Source organism: Actinomadura sp. NPDC023710, assembly GCF_040639875.1.
Classification (GTDB): Bacteria; Actinomycetota; Actinomycetes; order Streptosporangiales; family Streptosporangiaceae; genus Spirillospora; species Spirillospora citrea.
The window spans coordinates 1-20,042 of the sequence record NZ_JBFAGB010000050.1; the positions used below are offsets into that span (position 1 = coordinate 1).

20 protein-coding genes are annotated in these 20,042 nt (G+C 71.1%); 1 reads left to right on the top strand and 19 read right to left on the bottom strand.

Annotated features, from left to right (window positions below; all coding sequences use genetic code 11):
- Positions 1-129: 129 nt before the first annotated feature.
- The 11 genes from atpD to AB0H37_RS38875 all read right to left on the bottom strand — a co-directional run bounded on the left by atpD (position 130) and on the right by AB0H37_RS38875 (position 10,025).
- Positions 130-1,560: a F0F1 ATP synthase subunit beta gene (gene atpD / locus AB0H37_RS38825; RefSeq protein ID WP_329086187.1), complete on the bottom strand. Its 1,431-nt coding sequence runs from the start codon at positions 1,558-1,560 to the stop codon at positions 130-132.
- Between the two features lie 7 nt (positions 1,561-1,567).
- Positions 1,568-2,464 (bottom strand): F0F1 ATP synthase subunit gamma, encoded by an 897-nt coding sequence (locus tag AB0H37_RS38830; RefSeq protein WP_179837265.1) that lies wholly within the window; start codon positions 2,462-2,464, stop codon positions 1,568-1,570.
- Between the two features lie 5 nt (positions 2,465-2,469).
- On the bottom strand, positions 2,470-4,104 hold the full coding sequence (atpA, locus tag AB0H37_RS38835) for a F0F1 ATP synthase subunit alpha (RefSeq protein WP_329086185.1): 1,635 nt from the start codon (positions 4,102-4,104) through the stop codon (positions 2,470-2,472).
- A gap of 41 nt (positions 4,105-4,145) precedes the next feature.
- Complete coding sequence (locus tag AB0H37_RS38840) at positions 4,146-4,967, bottom strand: F0F1 ATP synthase subunit delta (protein ID WP_329086183.1); 822 nt, start codon at positions 4,965-4,967, stop codon at positions 4,146-4,148.
- Positions 4,964-5,521 (bottom strand): F0F1 ATP synthase subunit B, encoded by a 558-nt coding sequence (locus tag AB0H37_RS38845; RefSeq protein WP_179837268.1) that lies wholly within the window; start codon positions 5,519-5,521, stop codon positions 4,964-4,966. The genes AB0H37_RS38840 and AB0H37_RS38845 overlap by 4 nt, the downstream gene beginning before the upstream one ends.
- Before the next feature lie 32 nt (positions 5,522-5,553).
- Positions 5,554-5,787, bottom strand: coding sequence for an ATP synthase F0 subunit C (gene atpE / locus AB0H37_RS38850; RefSeq protein ID WP_089310093.1), 234 nt, complete (start codon positions 5,785-5,787; stop codon positions 5,554-5,556).
- Between the two features lie 103 nt (positions 5,788-5,890).
- The gene (gene atpB, locus AB0H37_RS38855; protein ID WP_179837269.1) at positions 5,891-6,682 is read right to left on the bottom strand and encodes a F0F1 ATP synthase subunit A; all 792 of its coding nucleotides are present in this window, start codon (positions 6,680-6,682) and stop codon (positions 5,891-5,893) included.
- A gap of 61 nt (positions 6,683-6,743) precedes the next feature.
- Positions 6,744-6,968: an AtpZ/AtpI family protein gene (locus tag AB0H37_RS38860; RefSeq protein WP_179837270.1), complete on the bottom strand. Its 225-nt coding sequence runs from the start codon at positions 6,966-6,968 to the stop codon at positions 6,744-6,746.
- Between the two features lie 87 nt (positions 6,969-7,055).
- Positions 7,056-7,472, bottom strand: a complete 417-nt coding sequence (locus AB0H37_RS38865; protein WP_179837271.1) for a hypothetical protein — start codon at positions 7,470-7,472, stop codon at positions 7,056-7,058.
- Between the two features lie 228 nt (positions 7,473-7,700).
- Entirely contained in the window at positions 7,701-8,861 is a 1,161-nt protein-coding gene (locus AB0H37_RS38870) for an MraY family glycosyltransferase (protein WP_360617629.1), read from the bottom strand.
- An 87-nt stretch (positions 8,862-8,948) separates the two neighbouring features.
- The gene (locus tag AB0H37_RS38875; RefSeq protein ID WP_329086175.1) at positions 8,949-10,025 is read right to left on the bottom strand and encodes a DUF2207 domain-containing protein; all 1,077 of its coding nucleotides are present in this window, start codon (positions 10,023-10,025) and stop codon (positions 8,949-8,951) included.
- Positions 10,026-10,263: 238 nt separating this feature from the next.
- On the opposite strand from AB0H37_RS38875, the gene AB0H37_RS38880 reads away from it, so the two are divergent.
- Positions 10,264-10,695, top strand: a complete 432-nt coding sequence (locus AB0H37_RS38880; protein ID WP_329086173.1) for a hypothetical protein — start codon at positions 10,264-10,266, stop codon at positions 10,693-10,695.
- A 123-nt stretch (positions 10,696-10,818) separates the two neighbouring features.
- On the opposite strand, the gene AB0H37_RS38885 is transcribed toward AB0H37_RS38880, so the two are convergent.
- The 8 genes from AB0H37_RS38885 to thrB form a co-directional block, all read right to left on the bottom strand.
- The gene (locus AB0H37_RS38885; protein WP_360617630.1) at positions 10,819-11,634 is read right to left on the bottom strand and encodes an L-threonylcarbamoyladenylate synthase; all 816 of its coding nucleotides are present in this window, start codon (positions 11,632-11,634) and stop codon (positions 10,819-10,821) included.
- A 62-nt stretch (positions 11,635-11,696) separates the two neighbouring features.
- Positions 11,697-12,557 carry a peptide chain release factor N(5)-glutamine methyltransferase gene (prmC, locus tag AB0H37_RS38890; RefSeq protein WP_089310101.1) on the bottom strand — a complete coding sequence of 287 codons (861 nt, stop codon included), beginning with the start codon at positions 12,555-12,557 and terminating at the stop codon, positions 11,697-11,699.
- Positions 12,554-13,618 carry a peptide chain release factor 1 gene (gene prfA, locus AB0H37_RS38895; RefSeq protein ID WP_360617632.1) on the bottom strand — a complete coding sequence of 355 codons (1,065 nt, stop codon included), beginning with the start codon at positions 13,616-13,618 and terminating at the stop codon, positions 12,554-12,556. Before prfA ends, prmC begins: the two co-directional genes overlap by 4 nt.
- Positions 13,619-13,729: 111 nt before the next feature.
- Entirely contained in the window at positions 13,730-13,948 is a 219-nt protein-coding gene (rpmE, locus tag AB0H37_RS38900; RefSeq protein ID WP_173396406.1) for a 50S ribosomal protein L31, read from the bottom strand.
- Between the two features lie 342 nt (positions 13,949-14,290).
- Positions 14,291-14,938, bottom strand: coding sequence for a response regulator transcription factor (locus AB0H37_RS38905; RefSeq protein WP_329086164.1), 648 nt, complete (start codon positions 14,936-14,938; stop codon positions 14,291-14,293).
- 40 nt (positions 14,939-14,978) lie between these two features.
- On the bottom strand, positions 14,979-16,361 hold the full coding sequence (locus AB0H37_RS38910; RefSeq protein ID WP_329086162.1) for a sensor domain-containing protein: 1,383 nt from the start codon (positions 16,359-16,361) through the stop codon (positions 14,979-14,981).
- A gap of 201 nt (positions 16,362-16,562) precedes the next feature.
- Complete coding sequence (gene rho / locus AB0H37_RS38915) at positions 16,563-18,647, bottom strand: transcription termination factor Rho (RefSeq protein WP_360617634.1); 2,085 nt, start codon at positions 18,645-18,647, stop codon at positions 16,563-16,565.
- Between the two features lie 462 nt (positions 18,648-19,109).
- The gene (thrB, locus tag AB0H37_RS38920; RefSeq protein WP_360617636.1) at positions 19,110-20,042 is read right to left on the bottom strand and encodes a homoserine kinase; all 933 of its coding nucleotides are present in this window, start codon (positions 20,040-20,042) and stop codon (positions 19,110-19,112) included.

Genomic DNA, 20,042 nt, shown 5'->3' on the forward strand with positions numbered 1-20,042 from the left:
CATGCGTCGGTGCCACCGGTGGGGAAGCTGCCGGACGAGTTGACGGACGGGCTCGTGCGCGTCGCGGCACCCAGGTGCGGGGCGACACTGGCGATGGCGCGAGGCCCGGGCGCGGCCCGCCGGAGCGGACTACTTCTCCAGCTCCTTGGCCTTCTTCTCGACATCCTCGATGCCGCCGCACATGAAGAACGCCTGCTCGGGGAGATGGTCGTACTTGCCCTCCGCGATCGCCTTGAACGAGGAGATCGTCTCGTCCTTCGGCACCGTCTCACCGGGCTGGCCGGTGAACTGCTCGGCCACGTACATCGGGTGCGACAGGAAGCGCTCGATGCGCCGCGCCCGCTGGACGGTGACCTTGTCCTCCTCGGAGAGCTCGTCGATGCCGAGGATCGCGATGATGTCCTGCAGCTCCTTGTACTTCTGCAGGATCCGGATCACTTCCTGGGCGACCTCGTAGTGCTCGTTCCCCAGGATCTGCGGGTCCATGATCCGCGAGGTGGAGTCGAGCGGGTCGACCGCCGGGAAGATGCCCTTCTCGGAGATGCCTCGCGACAGCGTCGTGGTGGCGTCCAGGTGCGCGAACGTGGTGTGCGGCGCCGGGTCGGTGATGTCGTCGGCGGGCACGTAGATCGCCTGCATCGAGGTGATCGAGTTACCGCGCGTCGAGGTGATCCGCTCCTGGAGCACGCCCATCTCGTCGGCCAGCGTCGGCTGGTACCCCACCGCGGACGGCATGCGCCCGAGCAGCGTGGACACCTCCGAACCGGCCTGCGTGAACCGGAAGATGTTGTCGATGAACAGCAGCACGTCCTGGTTCTGCACGTCGCGGAAGTACTCCGCCATCGTCAGCGCGGACAGCGCCACCCGCAGCCGGGTGCCCGGCGGCTCGTCCATCTGGCCGAACACCATCGCGGTGTCCTTGAGGACGTCCGCCTCGGCCATCTCCACCCAGAGGTCGTTGCCCTCACGGGTGCGCTCGCCCACTCCGGCGAACACCGAGGTGCCACCGAAGTTGCGGGCGACGCGGCGGATCATCTCCTGGATGAGGACGGTCTTGCCCACACCCGCGCCGCCGAACAGGCCGATCTTGCCGCCCTTGACGTACGGGCACAGCAGGTCGATGACCTTGATGCCGGTCTCCAGCATCTCGGTCTTGGACTCCAGCTGGTCGAACGGCGGAGCACCGCGGTGGATGCCCCAGCGCTCGTTGACCTCCAGCGAGGCGGTGGGGACGTCCAGCGCCTCGCCGAGGGCGTTCCACACGTGGCCCTTGGTGATGTCGCCGACCGGCACCGCGATCGAACGGCCCGAGTCCGTCACCGGAGCGCCGCGGACGAGGCCGTCCGTCGGCTGCATCGAGATCGCCCTGACCATGTTGTCGCCGAGGTGCTGGGCGACCTCGAACGTCAGGGTCTTCGCCTCGCCGCCCAGGGTGACCTGCGCGTTGAGGGCGTTGTAGATCTCCGGAATGGCGTCGGCGGGGAACTCCACGTCGACGACCGGGCCGATGACACGGGCGACGCGCCCGGTCGCGGTCGCCGTCTCTACCTGAGCAGTCATACCCTTCTCACTCCCCGCCAGAATCGGCGAGCGCGTCAGCGCCACCGACGATCTCGCTGATTTCCTGGGTGATCGCCGCCTGCCGCGCCTGGTTCATCTGGCGCGTGTAGACCCCGATCAGTTCGTTGGCATTGTCGGTCGCCGACTTCATGGCCCGCCGGACCGACGCCTGGAAGGACGCCGCCGACTGAAGCAGCATGTGGAAGATGCGGCTCTCGATGTAGTTCGGCAGGAGCAGGTCGAGCGCGGCCTGGGCGGACGGCTCGAACTCGTACGCCGGCGGGACCTTGGAGGACTCGGCCTCCTCGATCTCCAGCGGCATCAGCCGGGTGACCCGGACGGTCTGGGTCAGCATCGAGACGAACTCGGTGTAGACCACGTGGATCTCCCCGACCCCGCCCTCGGCGTCGGTCTTGAGGAAGTCCTCGGCCAGCCGCCGCCCGATCCGCTCGGCGTTGCCGAAGACGGGACGGTCGCTGAACCCGTTCCAGGACTCGGCGACGTCCCGGTCCCGGAACCGGTACCAGGTGATGCCCTTGTTGCCGACGACGTAGGGAACCGGCTCGCGGCCCTCGTCCCGCAGCGCCTTGATCAGCGACTCCGCCTCGCGGATGACGTTGGCGTTGTAGGCGCCGCAGAACCCGCGGTCGCTCGTGATGATCAGCACGGCGCTGCGGTTGTCGGCCGGCTGCTCCTCCAGCAGCGGATGGTCGATCCCGACGTGGTGGCTCACCAGCGCGGTCAGGGCCTGCGTGATCTGGTCGGCGTACGGCTTGGAGGCCGCCACCGCCTGCTGGGCCTTGACGATCCGCGACGTGGCGATCATCTCCTGGGCACGAGTGATCTTGGCGGTCGACTTGACCGTCTTGATCTTCTGCCGGAGTTGGCGAAGCTGTGCGGCCATGGCCGTCAGCCCTTCTTGACGCGGGTGATCGTCTCCTGCTTGACGTCCTCGTCCTCGATCGCCTCGACGGGCTCCTCGGCGAGCAGCTCTCCCTCGCTGGTCTGGAAGCCCTTCTTGAACTCCGTGATGGCGTTCTTGAGGCTGGTGAAGCCGTCGTCGGACAGCTTGCCGGTCTCGCGGATGGAGGTCAGCACGCCGCTCTCCTCGCGCTCGACGTAGTCGAGGAACTCGCGCTCGAAGCGGCGGATGTCGGCCACCGGGACGTCGTCCAGCCCGCCGGAGGTGCCGGCCCACACGGACACGACCTCCTGCTCGACCGGGAACGGGCTGCCCTGCGGCTGCTTGAGCAGCTCGACCAGCCGGGCGCCGCGGTCCAGCTGCGCACGCGACGCGGCGTCCAGGTCGGACGCGAACGCGGCGAACGCCTCCAGGTCGCGGTACTGCGACAGCGCGAGGCGCAGCGTGCCGGCGACGGTCTTCATCACCTTGATCTGCGCATCGCCGCCGACCCGGGAGACCGAGATGCCGACGTTGATCGCCGGCCGGACGCCCTGGTTGAACAGGTCGGTCTCCAGGAAGCACTGCCCGTCGGTGATCGAGATGACGTTCGTCGGAATGTAGGCCGACACGTCGCTGCCCTTGGTCTCGATGATCGGCAGGCCCGTCATCGAGCCGCCGCCCATGTCGTCCGACAGCTTCGCGCAGCGCTCCAGCAGCCGGGAGTGCAGGTAGAACACGTCACCGGGGTAGGCCTCGCGGCCCGGCGGACGGCGCAGCAGCAGCGACACCGCGCGGTAGGCCTCGGCCTGCTTCGACAGGTCGTCAAAGATGATCAGGACGTGCTTGCCCTGGTACATCCAGTGCTGCCCGATCGCGGACCCGGTGTAGGGGGCGATGTACTTGTAGCCCGCCGGCTCGGAGGCGGGAGCCGCCACGATCGTGGTGTACTCCAGCGCGCCGGCCTCCTCCAGGGAGCGGCGCACGTTGGCGATCGTGGAGCCCTTCTGGCCGATCGCGACGTAGATGCAGCGGACCTGCTTCTTGTCGTCGCCGGACTCCCAGTTCTCCTTCTGGTTGATGATGGTGTCCACGGCGACCGTCGTCTTGCCGGTCTGCCGGTCACCGATGATCAGCTGCCGCTGGCCGCGGCCGATCGGCGTCATCGCGTCGATGGCCTTGATGCCGGTCTGCAGCGGCTCGCTCACCGACTGCCGCTGCACGACCGTGGGGGCCTGCAGTTCGAGCGCGCGGCGCTCGGTCGTCTCGATCGGCCCTTGGCCGTCCAGTGGGTTGCCCAGCGCGTCCACGACGCGGCCCAGGAAGCCGTCGCCGACGGGGACCGAGAGGACCTCGCCGGTCCGGCGGACCTTCTGGCCCTCTTCGATCTTGCTGAAGTCACCCAGGACAACGGCGCCGATCTCACGTACGTCCAGGTTCAGAGCCAGGCCACGGGTACCGTCCTCGAACTCAAGGAGTTCGTTCGCCATCGCGGAGGGCAGGCCCTCGACGTGGGCGATACCGTCGCCCGAATCGACGACGGTGCCGACCTCATCGCGCGCGGCGGCCTCGGGCTCGTACGACTGGACGAAGCGCTCCAGCGCGTTCCGGATCTCGTCCGGACGGATCGTCAGCTCCGCCATGATTCCTCTCTTGCTCCCTATGGGGTCAGCTAGCCGGCGGGTCAGCCGGTGCCGAGCCGCCGGCGGACGTCGTCCAGCCGTCCGGCGATCGTGCCGTCGATGATCTCGTCCCCGATCTGGACCGACAGGCCGCCGATCGAGGTGGGGTCGATCTCGATGTTCAGATGTACTTCGTGGCCGTAGGCGGCGGCCAGCACCGCGGCGAGCCGCGTCCGCTGCTCCGCCGAAAGCGGCGCCGGCGTGCGGACCAGGGCGACCAGCCGCTGCCGTCGCTGGGCGACGAGCTTGCCGTAGTCGGCGAGCCCGCTTTCCAGGCTACGTCCTCGCGGTCGCAGCACCAGTTCGGTGACGAGCGTCAGCGTCGCGTCGGTGACCTTGCCCTCCACCAGCGCGTTGACCAGGCCGAGCTTGCGCTCGTCCGGCAGGCCGGGGTTGGCCAGGGCGCCGCGCAGATCCGGCTCCCCCTCGACGACCCTGGAGAACCGGAACAGCTCGTCCTCCAGGTCGTCGATCCGGCCGTCGGCCTCGGCGCGGGCGGCCTCGGCGGTGACCGCGAGGATCTCCACCGCGTCCGACAGTTCCGACGGCCTGGACCAGCGCAGCCGGACGACGTCGGCGACCAGCCCGAGAGCGGCCGGCGACACCTTGCCCTCCAGCAGGATCTGGACGAGCTGCGCCTTCTCGGCACCGTCGCGCGCCGGGTCGGAGACCGCCCGCCGCAGGCCGTGCTCGCGGTCGATCAGGTGCAGCACCGCGAACAGGTCGCCGCCGAGCCGCGCCAGGTCGGCGGAGGAGATCGCGGCCTCCAGCCGTTCCCTGGCCTCGGCCAGCGACGCCCTGCTCACCGCTCCCGTGATGGTCATGATGTGATCTGCTCCTGGGTGCGAGCGCGTTCCTCGAGCTCCTCGAGGAACCGGTCGACGACCCGGCTCTGCCGCGCGCTGTCCTCGAGGGACTCGCCCACGACCCGTCCGGCCAGCTCGACCGACAAGGCCCCGATCTCGGCGCGCAGCGACTGCAGCGCCTGCTGCCGCTCGGCCTCGATCTGCGCCTTGGCGTTCTCGACGATGCGGCGCGCCTCGACCTGGGCCTGCTCCTTGGCCTGGGCGATGATCTGCGCGCCCTGCTCCTCGGCCTTGCGCCGCTCGTTCGACGCCTCGACCGCGGCCGCCTTCTGCTGGGCCTTGTACTGCTCAAGGACCTGCTGGGCCTCCTGTTGCGCCTGCTCGGCCCGTACGAGACCGCCCTCGATCGCCTCGGTCCGCTCCTCCAGCGTCTTCTGGATGCGCGGCGTGAGGATCTTGCCGAGGATGATCAGGACGACCAGGAACGAGAAGATGCCGACGACCAGCTCGAACGGGTGCGGAATGAGAGGGTTGTTCTCCTCCGCCGCCAGGACGGAAGCTGCTGTGATCATGTCTGCAGCCCTTCCTCAGGTTCGGACGGCTACTACTTGATGCCCTGGAAGATGAACGGCGCGACCAGGCCGATCAGGGCGAGCGCCTCGGTAAGGACGAAGCCCAGCAGCATGTTGGTGCGGATGACACCGGTCAGCTCGGGCTGGCGGGCGATGGCGTTCACGCCCTGGCCGAAGATGATGCCGACGCCGATGCCCGGGCCGATCGCCGCGAGGCCGTAACCGATCGAGGTGACGTTACCGCTGAGGGCAGCGAGGTCTCCCATGTTCTTTCCCTTTTCTGTCGGCCGACGGAAGCTCCGCCGGTCTGGGCTTACGAGGTTGTCCGATGGGGTCCGCGGAGCCGGGGGCGTCGCGTGCCCCGCGGTCTTAGTGGTCGGCTTCCAGGCCGCTCTGGATGTACATCGCGGCCAGCATGGTGAACAGGAACGCCTGCAGGAACTGGATCAGCAGCTCCAGCGCCGTCATGGCGATGGTGACGATCACGCCGATGATGCCGACGCCGAATCCGGCGACCGTGGGCTTCTCGAACAGGAACCAGAAGCCGACCAGGCTGAAGAACGCCAGGATCGTGTGGCCCGCGAACATGTTGGCGAAGAGCCGGACCGCGTGGGTGAACGGGGCCAGGACGAAGGTCGAGAGGTACTCGATCGGCACCAGCAGGAAGTAGACGGGCAGCGGCAGGCCGCCGGGGATCATGTTCGTGAAGTACCGGATCCCCTGGTGCCGCAGACCGAGGTAGATCTTGACGATGTAGACGAAGAGCGCCAGGACGATCGGGAACGCGATGTGCGAGGCGATCGGGAACTGGATGATCGGGACGACCGCGAAGATGTTCCAGATCCAGATCAGGAAGAACATCGACATGAGCATCGGCATCCACCGGTCGGTGTTCTTGCCGAGGAACGGGCGGGCGATCTCGTCCCGCACGAACATGTAGCCGACCTCGCCGAGGTTCTGCACGCCCCGCGGCACGAGCTTCGGCTTGGCGAAGGCGCTCCAGAAGAAGACGCAGACCACCAGCGACCCGACGACCGCGAAGACGACGGGCTTGGTGAGCCAAGCGGGGCCGCCGGCGAACAGGGGCGGGAAGTCGAACAGCTCTGGGCCGGGGGCCTGGAACTCATCTCCGCCGGAGGCGAGGACCGTCAGCGCGTTCACGCGGCGTTCCCTTCATCAATGTGGTGATGTTTCACGGAGGCTTCCTCGGCGGCGGGGCCGCTCAGGAGGAGTCGCGACCGAACTTCACGTAGACCAGGTAGACGGCGAGCACGATGCCGATGACCAGGCCGATCGGGACCAGCCAGGTCTGGTGCGTCCACTTGGACAGCAGCCACCCGAGACCGCCCCAGATGAGCATCCCGGAAAGGAGATAGCTGGGCGCGGACCAGGCGGCGTCGGCGAATTCCCGCTGGCCGTCCTCCGGCCGGCGTTTCTGCTCGCTCATCGCGCTCCGGACGATAGCAGGCCATGCCTGCGGTGGTCATATTGGAGTAGTCCGTCATGGGGGAGGACACCGTCCGCGAGCGCATCATCACGGACTCCGGTCCAGGACGTTCTCGGGGTCGTCAATGTAGGGCCTCCGCTGGAGGACGACTCGGAACTCGGCCGCGATCCAGATCAGCGCGAGCCCGATGACCGTCCAGCCGAAGACCTGGGTGTTGAAGATCGAGACGCCGTCGATGACCGTGACCAGCACCATCACCGCGAGGATCTTCACCGCGTAGCTGGCGAGGGCGCCGAGCATCATGGTCTGCGCCGAGTACTTGGCGGCCCAGGAGACCACCACCGCGCTGAGCGAGAAGAAGGCGATCACCACGACGGAGGCCAGCGCCGCCGCCAGGGCGCCCTTGGCGCCGGCGGCCAGCAGGCCGATCACCACGGCGCCCACCCCGACGACCGACGTCGGGATCGCGGCGCCGCGGAGCATCCGGGCGTCGGAGGTATGCATGAGGGCTCCGGCTGGTCACGTTCAGTGGTCGTCTGTTGTTCGTGAAAGGTATCACAAGCGTCCGGAATGTCCACAATTACCCTAGAGGTAATGCGATCCGGCGCGCGCGACGCTACCGCGCGCGACACCCGCACGAGGGACTGTAGCCGAGCCTGCCCCGTGCCCACGCACGTTCGGGGCGCGCGAACCGGACGTGCCCGATGCCGTCCGGTGGCGTCCCGGCGCAGTTCAGACGGGCATCGAGGGCTGCTCGGCGGGCTGGTCGCCGGCGCCCGGGGCCTTCGCGCGGGCCGACCTGCGGCGACCGGGGATGCGGAGCATCAGCAGCACGCCCGCGACCGCGACGAGCAGGGTGGCGCCGAGGGTGACCCAGGCGGCGTCGAACAGCGCGAGGCCGACCAGCCCGGAGGCCAGCAGCCCGACCCAGAAGTACATGATCAGCACGGCGCGGCGGGTGGAGTGGCCGAGCTCCAGCAGCCGGTGGTGCAGGTGCTGCTTGTCCGGGGCGAACGGCGAGCGGCCCTGGTTGGTGCGCCGCCACACCGCGAGCAGCATGTCCATGAACGGCACCGCCGCCACCGCCGGGACGAGCAGCACCGGGACGAAGAACGGGAACAGGCCGTTGGCGAGGATGGCCGGGTCGAACTGCCCGGTCAGCATGATCGTGGAAGCGCTGAGCAGGAGCCCGATCAGCATCGAGCCGGTGTCGCCCATGAAGATCTTGGCCGGGCTGAAGTTGTGCGGCAGGAAACCCGCGCACATGCCGAACAGCACCGCGGCGATGAGGGTCGCGGCGCTCAGCGTGGTGAGCCCGTTCGTCCTCGACAGCAGGTAGGCGTAGGAGAACAGCGCCAGCGCGGCGATCCCGACGACGCCGGCGGCGAGGCCGTCCAGCCCGTCGATGAAGTTGACCGCGTTGATCGTGGCGACGACGACGAGGACGGTGAGCGGCACCCCGTAGGCGGGCGGCAGCGACAGCGAGTCGCCGGTCGGCAGCGGGATCACATAGATCTGGATGCCCTGCATGATGAAGATCCCGGCGGCCGCGACCTGCCCGGCGAACTTGGTGAGCGCGTCCACCTCCCAGCGGTCGTCGGCGATCCCGATCAGCACGATCAGCCCGCCCGACAGCAGCAGCGCCTTGCTGACGCTGATCCCGCCGTCGCCGAGGACCTTGCGCATCTCCGGGAGCCCGGTCGCGACCACCAGCGCCGCCACCATCCCGCCGAACATCGCCAGGCCGCCGAGGCGGGGCGTCGGGATCACGTGCACGTCGCGGTCGCGCGGGACGGCCTGCGCGCCGAACCAGACGGCGAACCTGCGCACCGACGGCGTCAGCAGGTAGGCGACGAGAGCGGCGACCAGGATCGTGAGCAGGTACTCCCGCACTCCCCTGCGCCTCCCTTCGCCGATCAACGATGCCTACGTGCCCCGTCCGGGACGGAGTTCACCTTGGTAGACGACCCGCCGGGACGTTCAGTTCACGTCGCGACCGGCCAACTGTAGTCCTCCCGGACGGTCGTCCGCGGCATATCGGGCACTACGGGTCCGCCGAACGCACATGATCCCGGCGCCGACGATCATGAGCGCGAGGCCGGCGAGGCACCGGTCGCCCAGCGAGAACGCCCACGGGCCGCTCGCCGCGACGTCGTCCCCGGCGTCGGCGACGACGAGCAGCGTCCCGGCGGCGGCCAGGCCGGCGCCGGTCCCCCGCGGCGGCGCGGGGCGGCGCGCGAGCAGGGGCACGGCGGCGAGCCCGAGGGCCAGGACGGCGGTGCCCGTCCAGTGGCCCGTCCAGCGCGGCGGGACGTACCGCGGAGGCGGGACGGCGATCGCGTGCTTGGGCAGCCGGACCCGGATCCTCATCCCCTCGTGCGGGGCTAGCGCGTTCTGGACGAAGTCGATGGCGTACGGGCCGTCGCGGTCGCGCAGGCACCGGGTCGTCACGCCGGGCGCGCCCGCCCGGCAGGTCGCGTGCCGCAGCGGCACCGGCGCCTGCACCCGGACCGCCGCGTTCCCGATGGGGACGTCCCAGTTCGTCCCGATCGCGTCCCACAGCAGGTCGTCGTGGTCGGCGCGCGGGGTGAACACGCGGCGCACCTCGTACTCGATCACGTAGGCCTGGCGGCCGCGGACCTCGCGGTGCCGGTCGCCGATGCTGATCTGCACGTCGTGCAGGAACCGGGTCGTGCGGACGCGGGCCGGGGCGCCGGTGGAGGAGCTGCTGCTGACGCCCCGGACCTCGTAGAGGCGGTCGCCGCGGCGGAACGGCACGTGCCGGACGATCCCGTGCTCCCCCGCCCGGTCGAAGTCGTAGGTGATCGTCTCCCGCACGTACAGCACGCCGTCGGTACCGATGGTGAGGACGACGTCGTAGGCCGGGATGCTCTCGCCGCGGTAGGCCGGCTCGGGAGGCGGCGCGACACCGGAGGCTCCGGGCGCGGGCTCGGCGCCCGCCTGCCGTCCGGCGCAGGCGGGCAGCCCGAGCACGAGGAACAGCAGCACACCCGCGATGATCGCGGAGCGCCGGACACGGCCAGGCACGTCGGGCATGTTTCCACCGTTGCCGTGATCGTGTCGGTGTAACGCCCCCGATCCGCCCGCCAGGTAAGCCCTTTGCCCCCTGCACGGACGGTCAGAGGAGCCTTGGACGCGTCCAGCGCCGGATCGGTTCGCCGAACCGCCGGATTCGGCCTGCCCCGGTCAGATGCGGCTCCCCGCCAAAAATCGCTGGTAAGGGGCTGCTAGGTTGTCGCTCGCTAACCCCCCCAATCCGAACACGGAGGGACCTATGCGGCGAATCGCTGCAGTAGCCCTGACCGCCGGCACGCTGATGGCCGGCATGGCCGCCGTCGGCGCCCCCGCCGAAGCCGCCGCCACCGGCAGCTGGAAGCCGTACAACTCCTACAGCCACGTGGCCTCCTACGGGACCTACACCCGGAGCGGCGGCAGCACCTCCGTCACGGGCTACCTCCTCGACGACAAGACCAACGGCTGGACCTCCTGCGTGCGCTTCAAGTTCACCGAGGGCTCCAAGGTGTACTGGTCACGCTTCAAGATCATCGGCGTGACGTCCGGCGGCACCCGTTACAACTTCGACGGCAAGGCCAAAGTCAAGATCAGCGTGAAGTCGTCCTACGGCAGCCACATGTGGGTGCAGGAGTGCGGCCGGAACAAGAAGACCGGCAAGTACTACTACGGCAAGGGCAAGCAGATCTTCTGATCCGCCCCCCTTTCCGTCTGACGACACAGGCCCCGCCCGACCCGGCGGGGCCTTCGCGTTTCTCGGGCCGCGCCGCCTCCGGCACACCGGCCCGGATCGAACGGATCTCGCCGGCCCGCCCCGTCAGTCGGTGCCGGGATCGTCCTTGTGGAGGGACGGCTTGGGGTTCGGGGCAGGGGATTCCTGGAGGGGCTCAGAGGGCTCTTGAGGGGTCAGCGGAGGCTCTTCCTTGGTGAGGGAAGGCTTGGCCGCCTCGGTGGTGGAGGGGGCCTCTGCGGGCGTCTCGGGCTCGTCCTCCTCGGTGAGCAGGACGCCGACCACGGCGCGGATCTTGTCCTCGGGGACGGCGCCGGCGCGCAGGAGGCGGGGCACGGAGCCGGTCAGGTCGATGATCGTGGACGGGTCGGCGTGGCCGGCGGCGCCGCCGTCCAGGTAGACCGCGACCGAGTCGCCCAGCATCTTCTCGGCCTCGTCGACCGTGCGGGCGGCGGGGCGGCCGGACAGGTTCGCGCTGCTGACGGCGAGAGGGCCCGTCTCCTTGAGCAGTTGGACGGCGAGCTCGTGCATCGGCATCCGGATGGCGACGGTGCCCTTGGTCTCGCCGAGGTCCCACATGAGGTTGGGGTTGGCTCGGCAGACGAGGGTCAGCGCGCCGGGCCAGAACTCGTCGATGAGGTCCTGCCCGTAGGTGCCGAGGTCGTCCACGAGGGCCGTGGCGGCGCGGACGGAGCCGACCAGCACCGGCGGCGGCATCTCGCGGCCGCGGCCCTTGGCGTCCAGGAGGGCGGTCACGGCGGGCGGCATGAAGGCGTCCACGCCGACGCCGTACACGGTGTCGGTCGGCAGGACGATCAGCTCGCCGCGCCGGACGGCCGAGAAGGCCTCGGCGATCCCCCGGGTGCGCTCCATCGGCTCAGAGCAGTCGTAACGTCGGCTCACGGTCGCCCGTCTTCCCATCTGCACAGCGCTCGTCCGGTATGGCACCGCCCAGGATAGCGGGGCTAGTCGGCGGCCAGACGCGCGGTGACGAAGCGGTCCCGGTTCGCCAGGTCGCGGCGGTTGCGCACGTCGCGCCAGCCGTGCTCCTCCGCGAAGACCCAGTAGACGCCGTTGCCCTGCAGGTCGCTGTGCTCGACGGCCGTGTAGCCGCCGGGCCGCAGGAGGCGGCGGGCGGTGCGCTCCACCACGCGGATCGCGTCCAGGCCGTCGTCGCCGCCGCCCCACAGGGCGTCGGCGGGGTCGTGGTCGCGGACGTCGCGCGGGACGTACTCCCACTCGCTCATCGGGATGTACGGGGGGTTGCTGACGACGAGGTCGACGGTGCCGTCCAGCTCGGTGAGCGCGGTGGCGAAGTCGTCCAGGTGCAGGCGGACGCGGCCCCGCTCGTCCAGCTCCTCCACGTTGCGGGTCGCGTGGACGAAGGCGGTCGGGTCCTTCTCGACGGCGTGGACGCGGGCGCGGGGGGCCTCCAGCGCGATGGACAGCGCGATCGCGGCGGAGCCGGTGCCGAGGTCGACGACGAGGGGGTCGCGGACGTCCATGTCGCGCAGCGTCTCCAGTGCCCAGCCGACCATCACCTCGGTCTCCGGGCGCGGCACGAACACGCCGGGCCCGACCTTCATCTCCAGGTAGCGGAAGAACGCCCGGCCGGTGATGTGCTGCAGCGGCTCCCCCGCCTCGCGGCGCGCGACGAACTCCCAGAACCGGGCGTCGAACGCGCTGTCGGGGACGCCGTGCAGCTCCGAGCGCCGCACCCGGTGCACGGCCGCCGCGAGCTCCTCGGCGTCGGCGCGGGGCGAGGCGGCGCCCGCGTCGGCGAGCCGCGCGGTGGCCCTGGCGATCTCGTCGAGCAGCAGGTTCATGATCCTTGTGCTTCGGCCAGACGGCGTTCCATCTCGGCGTCGACCAGCGCCTGGGTGACGTTCTGGAGGTCGCCGTCCAGCACCTGGTCGAGGTTGTAGGCCTTGTAGCCGACCCGGTGGTCGGAGATCCGGTTCTCCGGGTAGTTGTAGGTGCGCACCCGCTCGGAGCGGTCCACGGTGCGGACCTGGCTCCTGCGCTCGGCGGAGGCGGCCGCGTCGGCCTCCTCCTGCGCCATCGCCAGCAGCCGGGACCGCAGGATGCGCAGCGCCTGCTCCTTGTTCTGCAGCTGGCTCTTCTCGTTCTGGCAAGAGACGACGACGCCGGTCGGCAGGTGCGTGATGCGGACCGCGGAGTCGGTCGTGTTGACGCTCTGCCCGCCCGGCCCGGACGAGCGGTACACGTCGATGCGCAGGTCGTTCGGGTCGATCTGGACGTCGACGTCCTCGGCCTCGGGCGTCACCAGGACGCCGACGGCGCTGGTGTGGATGCGCCCCTGCGACTCGGTCGCGGGCACCCGCTGCACCCGGTGGACGCCGCCCTCGAACTTCAGCCGCGTCCAGACCCCGTCCTCCTGGGCGCCCCTGGCCTTCACCGCGACCGTGACGTCCTTGTATCCGCCGAGGTCGGAGGGGTGGGAGTCGAGGATCTCGGTCTTCCAGCCGACGCGCTCGGCGTAGCGGAGGTACATCCGCAGCAGGTCGCCGGCGAACAGCGCCGACTCCTCGCCGCCCTCACCCGCCTTGACCTCCAGGATGACGTCCTTGCCGTCGCTCGGGTCGCGCGGGACGAGCAGCCGCCGCAGCCGCTCCTCCAGTTCCGCGCGGCGCTTTCCGAGGTCCTCGGCCTCGGCGGCGAACGCGGCGTCCTCGCCGGCCAGCTCACGGGCGGTGCCGAGGTCGTCCTCGGTCGCGGACAGCTCGCGGTGCGTCTCGACGATCGGGCGCAGCTCCGCGTAACGCTTGCCGAGCTTGCGCGCCAGGCTCTGGTCGGCATGGACGGACGGGTCGGCGAGCCGTTCCTCGATGCCCGCGTATTCGCTGATCAGATCGTCGAGATTCACGCTGTGTCCTGGCCGTTGCGGCGCGGGGACGGGCGCCCCCGCACCGGTTTCGGACGGCCCGGGGACGTGTGAGTCCCCGGGCCGCCCCTGATGTCCGCCGTGCGGTTCGCCCTACTTGTCGGCCTTCTTCTTGCCGAAGCGCTGCTCGAAGCGCGCGACCCGGCCGCCGGTGTCGAGGATCTTCTGCTTGCCCGTGTAGAACGGGTGGCAGTTCGAGCACACGTCCGCGTGGATCACGCCGTTGGCGGCGGTGCTGCGGGTCTCGAAGGTGTTGCCGCACGTACACGTCACGGTCGTGACGACGTAGTTCGGGTGGATGTCGGGCTTCATGGGTTCTCCTCGCCTCAGGCGGTCGCCGGGCGCCCCCGAATCCGCATGGCGATGCCATGGGAGATGTGGGAGGCGTGAACCGGTACCGCAGCGGTTGCACACCAAGTGTGCCAGATACCCGAACGCGGCGAGGTCACCGGGCATTCCCGATCTAGGGGCCGCCCACCCGGGCCGGGTGGGCGGAAGGCGCTCTGGCGCCTGGAGGCCGCACGACCCGCCGAGCCAGGGCGACAGCAGCGATACGTCACCGGGCCGCTCGGGCACGAAGACCTCAGCCGTGGCGTGAGGACCGCCCGGCTCGTGACGGGGGTTCCAGGGGGTCGCCTCCCTGGGAAGACACGGCTAGCTCAGCCCCAGGTAGGCCAGCACCGCCATGACGCGGCGGTGCCCGCCCTGCGCCGGCTGCAGGCCCAGCTTCATGAAGATGTTGGAGATGTGCTTCTCCACGGCGCCCTCGGTGACGACCAGGTCCGCGGCGATGGCGCCGTTCGAGCGTCCCTGCGCCATCAGCCCGAGCACCTCGCGCTCGCGCGGGGTCAGCGTCTCCAGCGGGTCGCCGGTGCGGCGCCGGCCGAGGAGCTGCCCGATCACCTCGGGGTCGATGACCGTCCCGCCGGCGGCGATGCGGCGCACCGCGTCGATGAACTCCTCGACGTCCGACACCCGCTCCTTCAGCAGGTAGCCGACGCCCTGGGCGCCGCCGCCGATGAGGTCCGTGGCGTAGCGCTCCTCCACGTACTGGGACAGGACGAGGATCGGCGTGCCCGGGCGGCGCTCCCGGACGGCGAGGGCCGCGCGCAGCCCCTCGTCGGTGAACGAGGGCGGCATCCGGACGTCCACGATGGCGAGGTCGGGGGCGTGCTCCTCGACGATCCCGGGCAGCCCCGGGCCGTCGCCCACGGTCGCCACCGTCTCGATCCCGGCGTCGGCGAGCAGCCGGACGAGCCCTTCCCGCAACAGCACCGAGTCCTCGGCGATCACTACCCGCATCCGCCCATTATCGGGCTCGGCGCGGCGCCGCGTGCCGCGATCACCACGTGCAGGGCAGATCCGCCCGGACGATCGTGGGGCCGCCGGCCGGGCTGTCCACGATCAGCAGGCCGTCGATCGTCGCCGCCCGGTCGGCCAGCCCGGCCAGGCCGCCCTCCGGCCGCGCGACCGCGCCGCCCATCCCGTTGTCGATCACTTCGACGACCACCCAGCGGTCCTCGCGGACCACGCGGACGGACGCGCGGGTCGCGCGGGCGTACTTGGCGATGTTGGCCAGCGACTCGGCGACGATGAAGTAGGCGATGCTCTCGACCGCCGCCGGCGGGCGCTCCGGCAGGTCGACCTCCACCTCGACGGGGACGGGGGCGCGCCCGGCCAGCCCGGACAGCGCCGGGTCCAGACCGCGGTCGGTGAGGATCGCCGGGTAGATCCCGCGGGCGAGGTCGCGCAGCTCGGAGATCGCCTCCCGGGTGCCCGCGTGGGCCTGCTCGATCAGCGCCCGCGCGCCCTCGGGGTCCTCGTCCAGCTTGGCGCGGGCGCGGCCGATGTCCATCGCCACGGCCAGCAACCGCTGCTGCGCCCCGTCGTGCAGGTCCCGCTCGATGCGGCGCCGCTCGAACTCGGCCGCGTCCACCCCGCGGGCGCGGCTGGCCCGCAGGTGCTCGGTCCGCTCGCGCAGCGCGGCGTTCTCGGCCTGCGACGGGCTCGGGCCCAGCATCAGCGCGGCGAACGCGGCGTGCCCCATCGCCAGCGCGCGCGTCACGTACATCGCCGGGAGGAGGAGCACCAGGCCGAGGAGCGACATCGGCAGCGCCTCGACGGGGTTGCCCGCCCAGTACGAGACCCCGAAGTTGATCTCGGCGCCGCCGCCCGCCGCCACGATCGCCGGGAGGAACAGCAGCGTGCCCGTCCCGGCCCACGCCGTCACCGACACGACGAACTCCACCAGCGTGATCGGGAACAGCACGGCCAGGTAGGCCAGGTCCTTCCAGGTGGCCGGGTCCCCCGCCATCGCCTTGAGCTTGGCCAGCGGGTTGCGGCCCTCCGGCACGCGCCGGTAGGGGCTCGGGATCCGGACGCCGAACGCCGCCAGGACGAACCGCCGCTCCAGCACCGCGCCGAACCGCCAGGCGAGCATCAGCAGCGCCAGCAGCGGGAGGCCCACCCAGATGATCAGCAGTGCGACCGACAGGGTCAGCCCGACGGCGAGGACGACGAACCAGCCGAGCCCCCAGGCCAGGCTGACGCCCAGATACACCGCCGAACGCCAGGTCAGCGAGGACTTCACCATCGCGAGCGGATGCCAGGACCGGTTCATGACGGACGACCCGCCACCGGCCCGTGTCGCCGTCGCCCACCGCGCCGCGGCCCACTGGACGGCGGCGCCGCCCACCGCGCCGCCGTCCCTGCTCAGCTCGCCCACGTCGTCCCTCCGTGCCGCTCCGACCTGCGTTGGCCCTTCCGTCCTACGTGTCAAGCGTGCCGGGTGCGGGGCGGGGCCGCCATGACGTCCGCCGCCCGGTCAGAGGTGGGGCTAACCCCACCCTCCCCCTGCCGCGCGGCCCGCCCGCGGGACGGCGACGCCCCCGCCCGGAGGACCGGACGGGGGCGTGCGCGGCGCGTCTCAGCGATCGTCGGAGACGGTCGTCTTCTGCACCTGGAGCAGGAACTCGGCGTTGGACTTGGTCTCCTTCATCTTCTCGATGAGGAGCTCCAGCGCCTGCTGCGTGTCGAGCGCGTGCAGCACCCGGCGCAGCTGCCAGACGACCCGCAGCTCCTCCGGAGCCATGAGGATCTCCTCCTTGCGGGTGGAGGACTGGTCGACGTCCACCGCCGGGAAGATCCGCTTGTCCGCGAGCGACCGGTTGAGCTTCAGCTCCATGTTGCCGGTGCCCTTGAACTCCTCGAAGATGACCTCGTCCATGCGGGACCCGGTCTCCACCAGCGCGGTGGCGAGGATCGTCAGCGAGCCGCCGTTCTCGATGTTGCGCGCCGCGCCGAAGAACCGCTTCGGCGGGTACAGCGCGGTCGAGTCGACACCGCCGGACAGGATGCGGCCGGACGCGGGCGCCGCCAGGTTGTAGGCCCGGCCCAGACGGGTGATCGAGTCGAGCAGCACCACGACGTCGTGGCCGAGCTCCACGAGCCGCTTGGCGCGCTCGATGGCCAGCTCCGCGACCGTGGTGTGGTCCTCGGCGGGACGGTCGAAGGTCGAGTGGATGACCTCGCCCTTCACCGTCCGCTGCATGTCGGTGACCTCTTCCGGGCGCTCGTCCACGAGGACGACCATCAGGTGGCACTCCGGGTTGTTCTTGGTGATCGCGTTGGCGATCGCCTGGAGCACCATCGTCTTGCCGGCCTTCGGCGGCGACACGATCAGGCCGCGCTGGCCCTTGCCGATCGGCGACACCAGGTCGATGATCCGGGTCGTCAGGATGCCCGCGTCGGACTCCAGGCGCAGCCGCTCCTGCGGGTACAGCGGGGTCAGCTTGCTGAAGTCGACGCGGCCCTTGGCCTGGTCGGGCTCCACCCCGTTGACGGTGTCGAGGCGGACCAGCGCGTTGAACTTCTCGCGCCGCTCGCCCTCGCGCGCCTGCCGGACGGCGCCGGTGATGACGTCGCCCTTGCGCAGCCCGTTCTTGCGGACCTGCGCCAGCGAGACGTACACGTCGTTCGGGCCGGGCAGGTAGCCGGTCGTCCGGACGAAGGCGTAGTTGTCGAGGATGTCGAGGATGCCCGCGACGGGGATGAGGACGTCGTCCTCGGTGACCACCGGCTCCTCGTAGCGCTCGCGGCCACGGCCGCGGTTGCGCTCCCGGAACCGGCGCCCGCGACGGCCCCGGCCGCCGCCGTCGTCATCGTCGTGCTGGCCGCCGCCGCCCTGACCGCCGCCGCCGCCCTGACCGCGCTGGCGTCCGCCGCCCTGGTCACCGCGGTCACCACGGTCGCCACGCTCACCGCGCTCACCACGGTCGCCGCGGTCGCCCCTGTCGCCCCTGTCGCCACGCTCACCACGGTCGCCCCGCTCGCCCCGGTCGCGGCCCTCGCCGCGCTCCCGGCTGCCGCGCTGCCGCTGGCGGCCGCCGCCTTCCCGGCCCTCGCGGCCGTCGCGGTTGCCGTCCCGGCCGCCCTGCGACTCGCCGTCCTCGGCGTTCTGCTCGCGACCCTGCTCGCGCCCCTGGTCCCGGCTCTGCCGGTCGCCGCGTCCCTCGGAAGCTCCCCGCTCCTGCTTCTCGCCCCGCTGCCGACCGCCCTGCCGGTCGGCCTTCTCCTGCTTGTCGCCCTGGACGGCCTTCTCGGCCGTGCCGGACTGCGCCTCGGGCGCGGCCGCGTTCTCGGACGCGGGCGCGGCCACGGGCGCGGCGTCGGCGATGGTGACCTGCTCGTCGGGCACCTCGCGCTTGGCCGCGGCGCGGCCGCGGCGCGGCCGCTCGGCCGTCACCGGGGCAGCGGCTCCCTGCTCGCCCCCCGCCGAGCCCTGCCCCTGGCCGCCCTGCTTCTCCTGAATGGCGGCGATGAGCTGGCTCTTGCGCATCCCGGTCGTGCCGGTGATGCCGAGGCTGGACGCGAGTGCCTTGAGCTCGGGGAGCACCATGGCCGACAGGCCGGTGCCGCGGCGGCGCCGGGGGGCGGCGGGCTCCGCGCCGGCCGGAGCGGCGGCGGGTTCCGTGCTGGTTGCGTCCGTAAGGAGTTCGCTGGATTCGCTCACTAAGGGTCCTTCCCAGGGCGCGGGCGTTGGCCGGCGTTCGGCCAGTCGACCCGGTGGTGCGGCCCGGCGGGGGCGCCGGATCGGGCTCCGCTGATCACGATGGAACCGGGATCTGCGTGTTCTGGGCACAGCCAGATGGTGGACGGGACGTTCCGCTCGTGCGTGTCCCCGGTACCGCCACGTCCGAAGTTTCGCTGGAATGCCTGACAACGGGAAGTCACGGTGTCGGGGAGCCTGGTACGCGGGACCGACACGACCGGAGGGCCGAAAAGGTGACGCGCGGCTGACGAGCACGCTGCCCCGAACGGGGCATCTGGTGCGGCAATCAGCCTAACATCACCAGGGCACACTGCTATTCCCCAGAGGTCGGTGTCTTCGCATTTTACCTAGCGAGATCCTGCCGGACCTGCACCGGCCGGAGCGACGCGCGTCCCCCGCCCCCGGCGCCGCCGTCAGTCCCGGTTACTCGGATTCTCCGGTCATCACGCGTGCGCCGCGGGTCGCGACGTCCAACGGGTGTTCGTGCCAGCCTTTACCCACTTCGCCGTCCATCGAATCAACCTGCGATGCGGTTGTGAAGGCCAGGACAGTGGGCCCCGCGCCGGAAATCACCGCCGGCACGCCCGCGTCCCGCAGCCGCGCGACGAGTGCCGCCGATTCGGGCATGGCGGGGGCGCGGTAGTCCTGGTGGAGCCGGTCCTCGGTCGCGTCGAGCAGGATGCCGGCGTCCAGGCCGCCGGTGAGGGCCGCGACGAGCAGCGCGGCGCGTCCCGCGTTGGCGGCGGCGTCCCCGTGCGGGACGGTCTCGGGCAGCAGGCCGCGGGCCCGCTCCGTCGCGAGCCGCTGCTCGGGAACGAAGGCGACAACCTGCCTGACCTGCGACTCCAGCCGCACCGACCGGGGGCCGCCAGGCGTCGTCCAGGCGACGGTCAGGCCGCCGGCGAGGCACGGCGCCACGTTGTCGGGGTGCCCCTCGATCTCCGTCGCGAGGCGCAGCGCCCCGGCGTCGTCGAGGAGCTTCCCGGCGGGGTGCAGCGCGCGGCCCGCGACGATCCCGGCGACGATCGCGGCCGACGAGGAGCCGAGGCCGCGGCTGTGCGGGATGCGGTTGCGGCAGCGCAGCCGGAGCCCGTCCGGGCGGGCGGGACCGGTTCCGGCCAGGTCGTCCAGCACGTCGAAGGTCCGCCGCAACACCCGCACGATCAGGTGCCGCTCGGCGCGGTCGGCGACCTCGGCGCCCTCGCCGTCCACCTCGATGGACAGACCCGCCCCGGTCGCCTCGACCTCGACGTCGTCGTACAGGTCCAGCGCGAGGCCGAGCGAGTCGAACCCCGGGCCCAGGTTGGCGCTGGTGGCGGGCGTCCGCACCAGCACCGGGCCGTCCTGCCAGCCCAC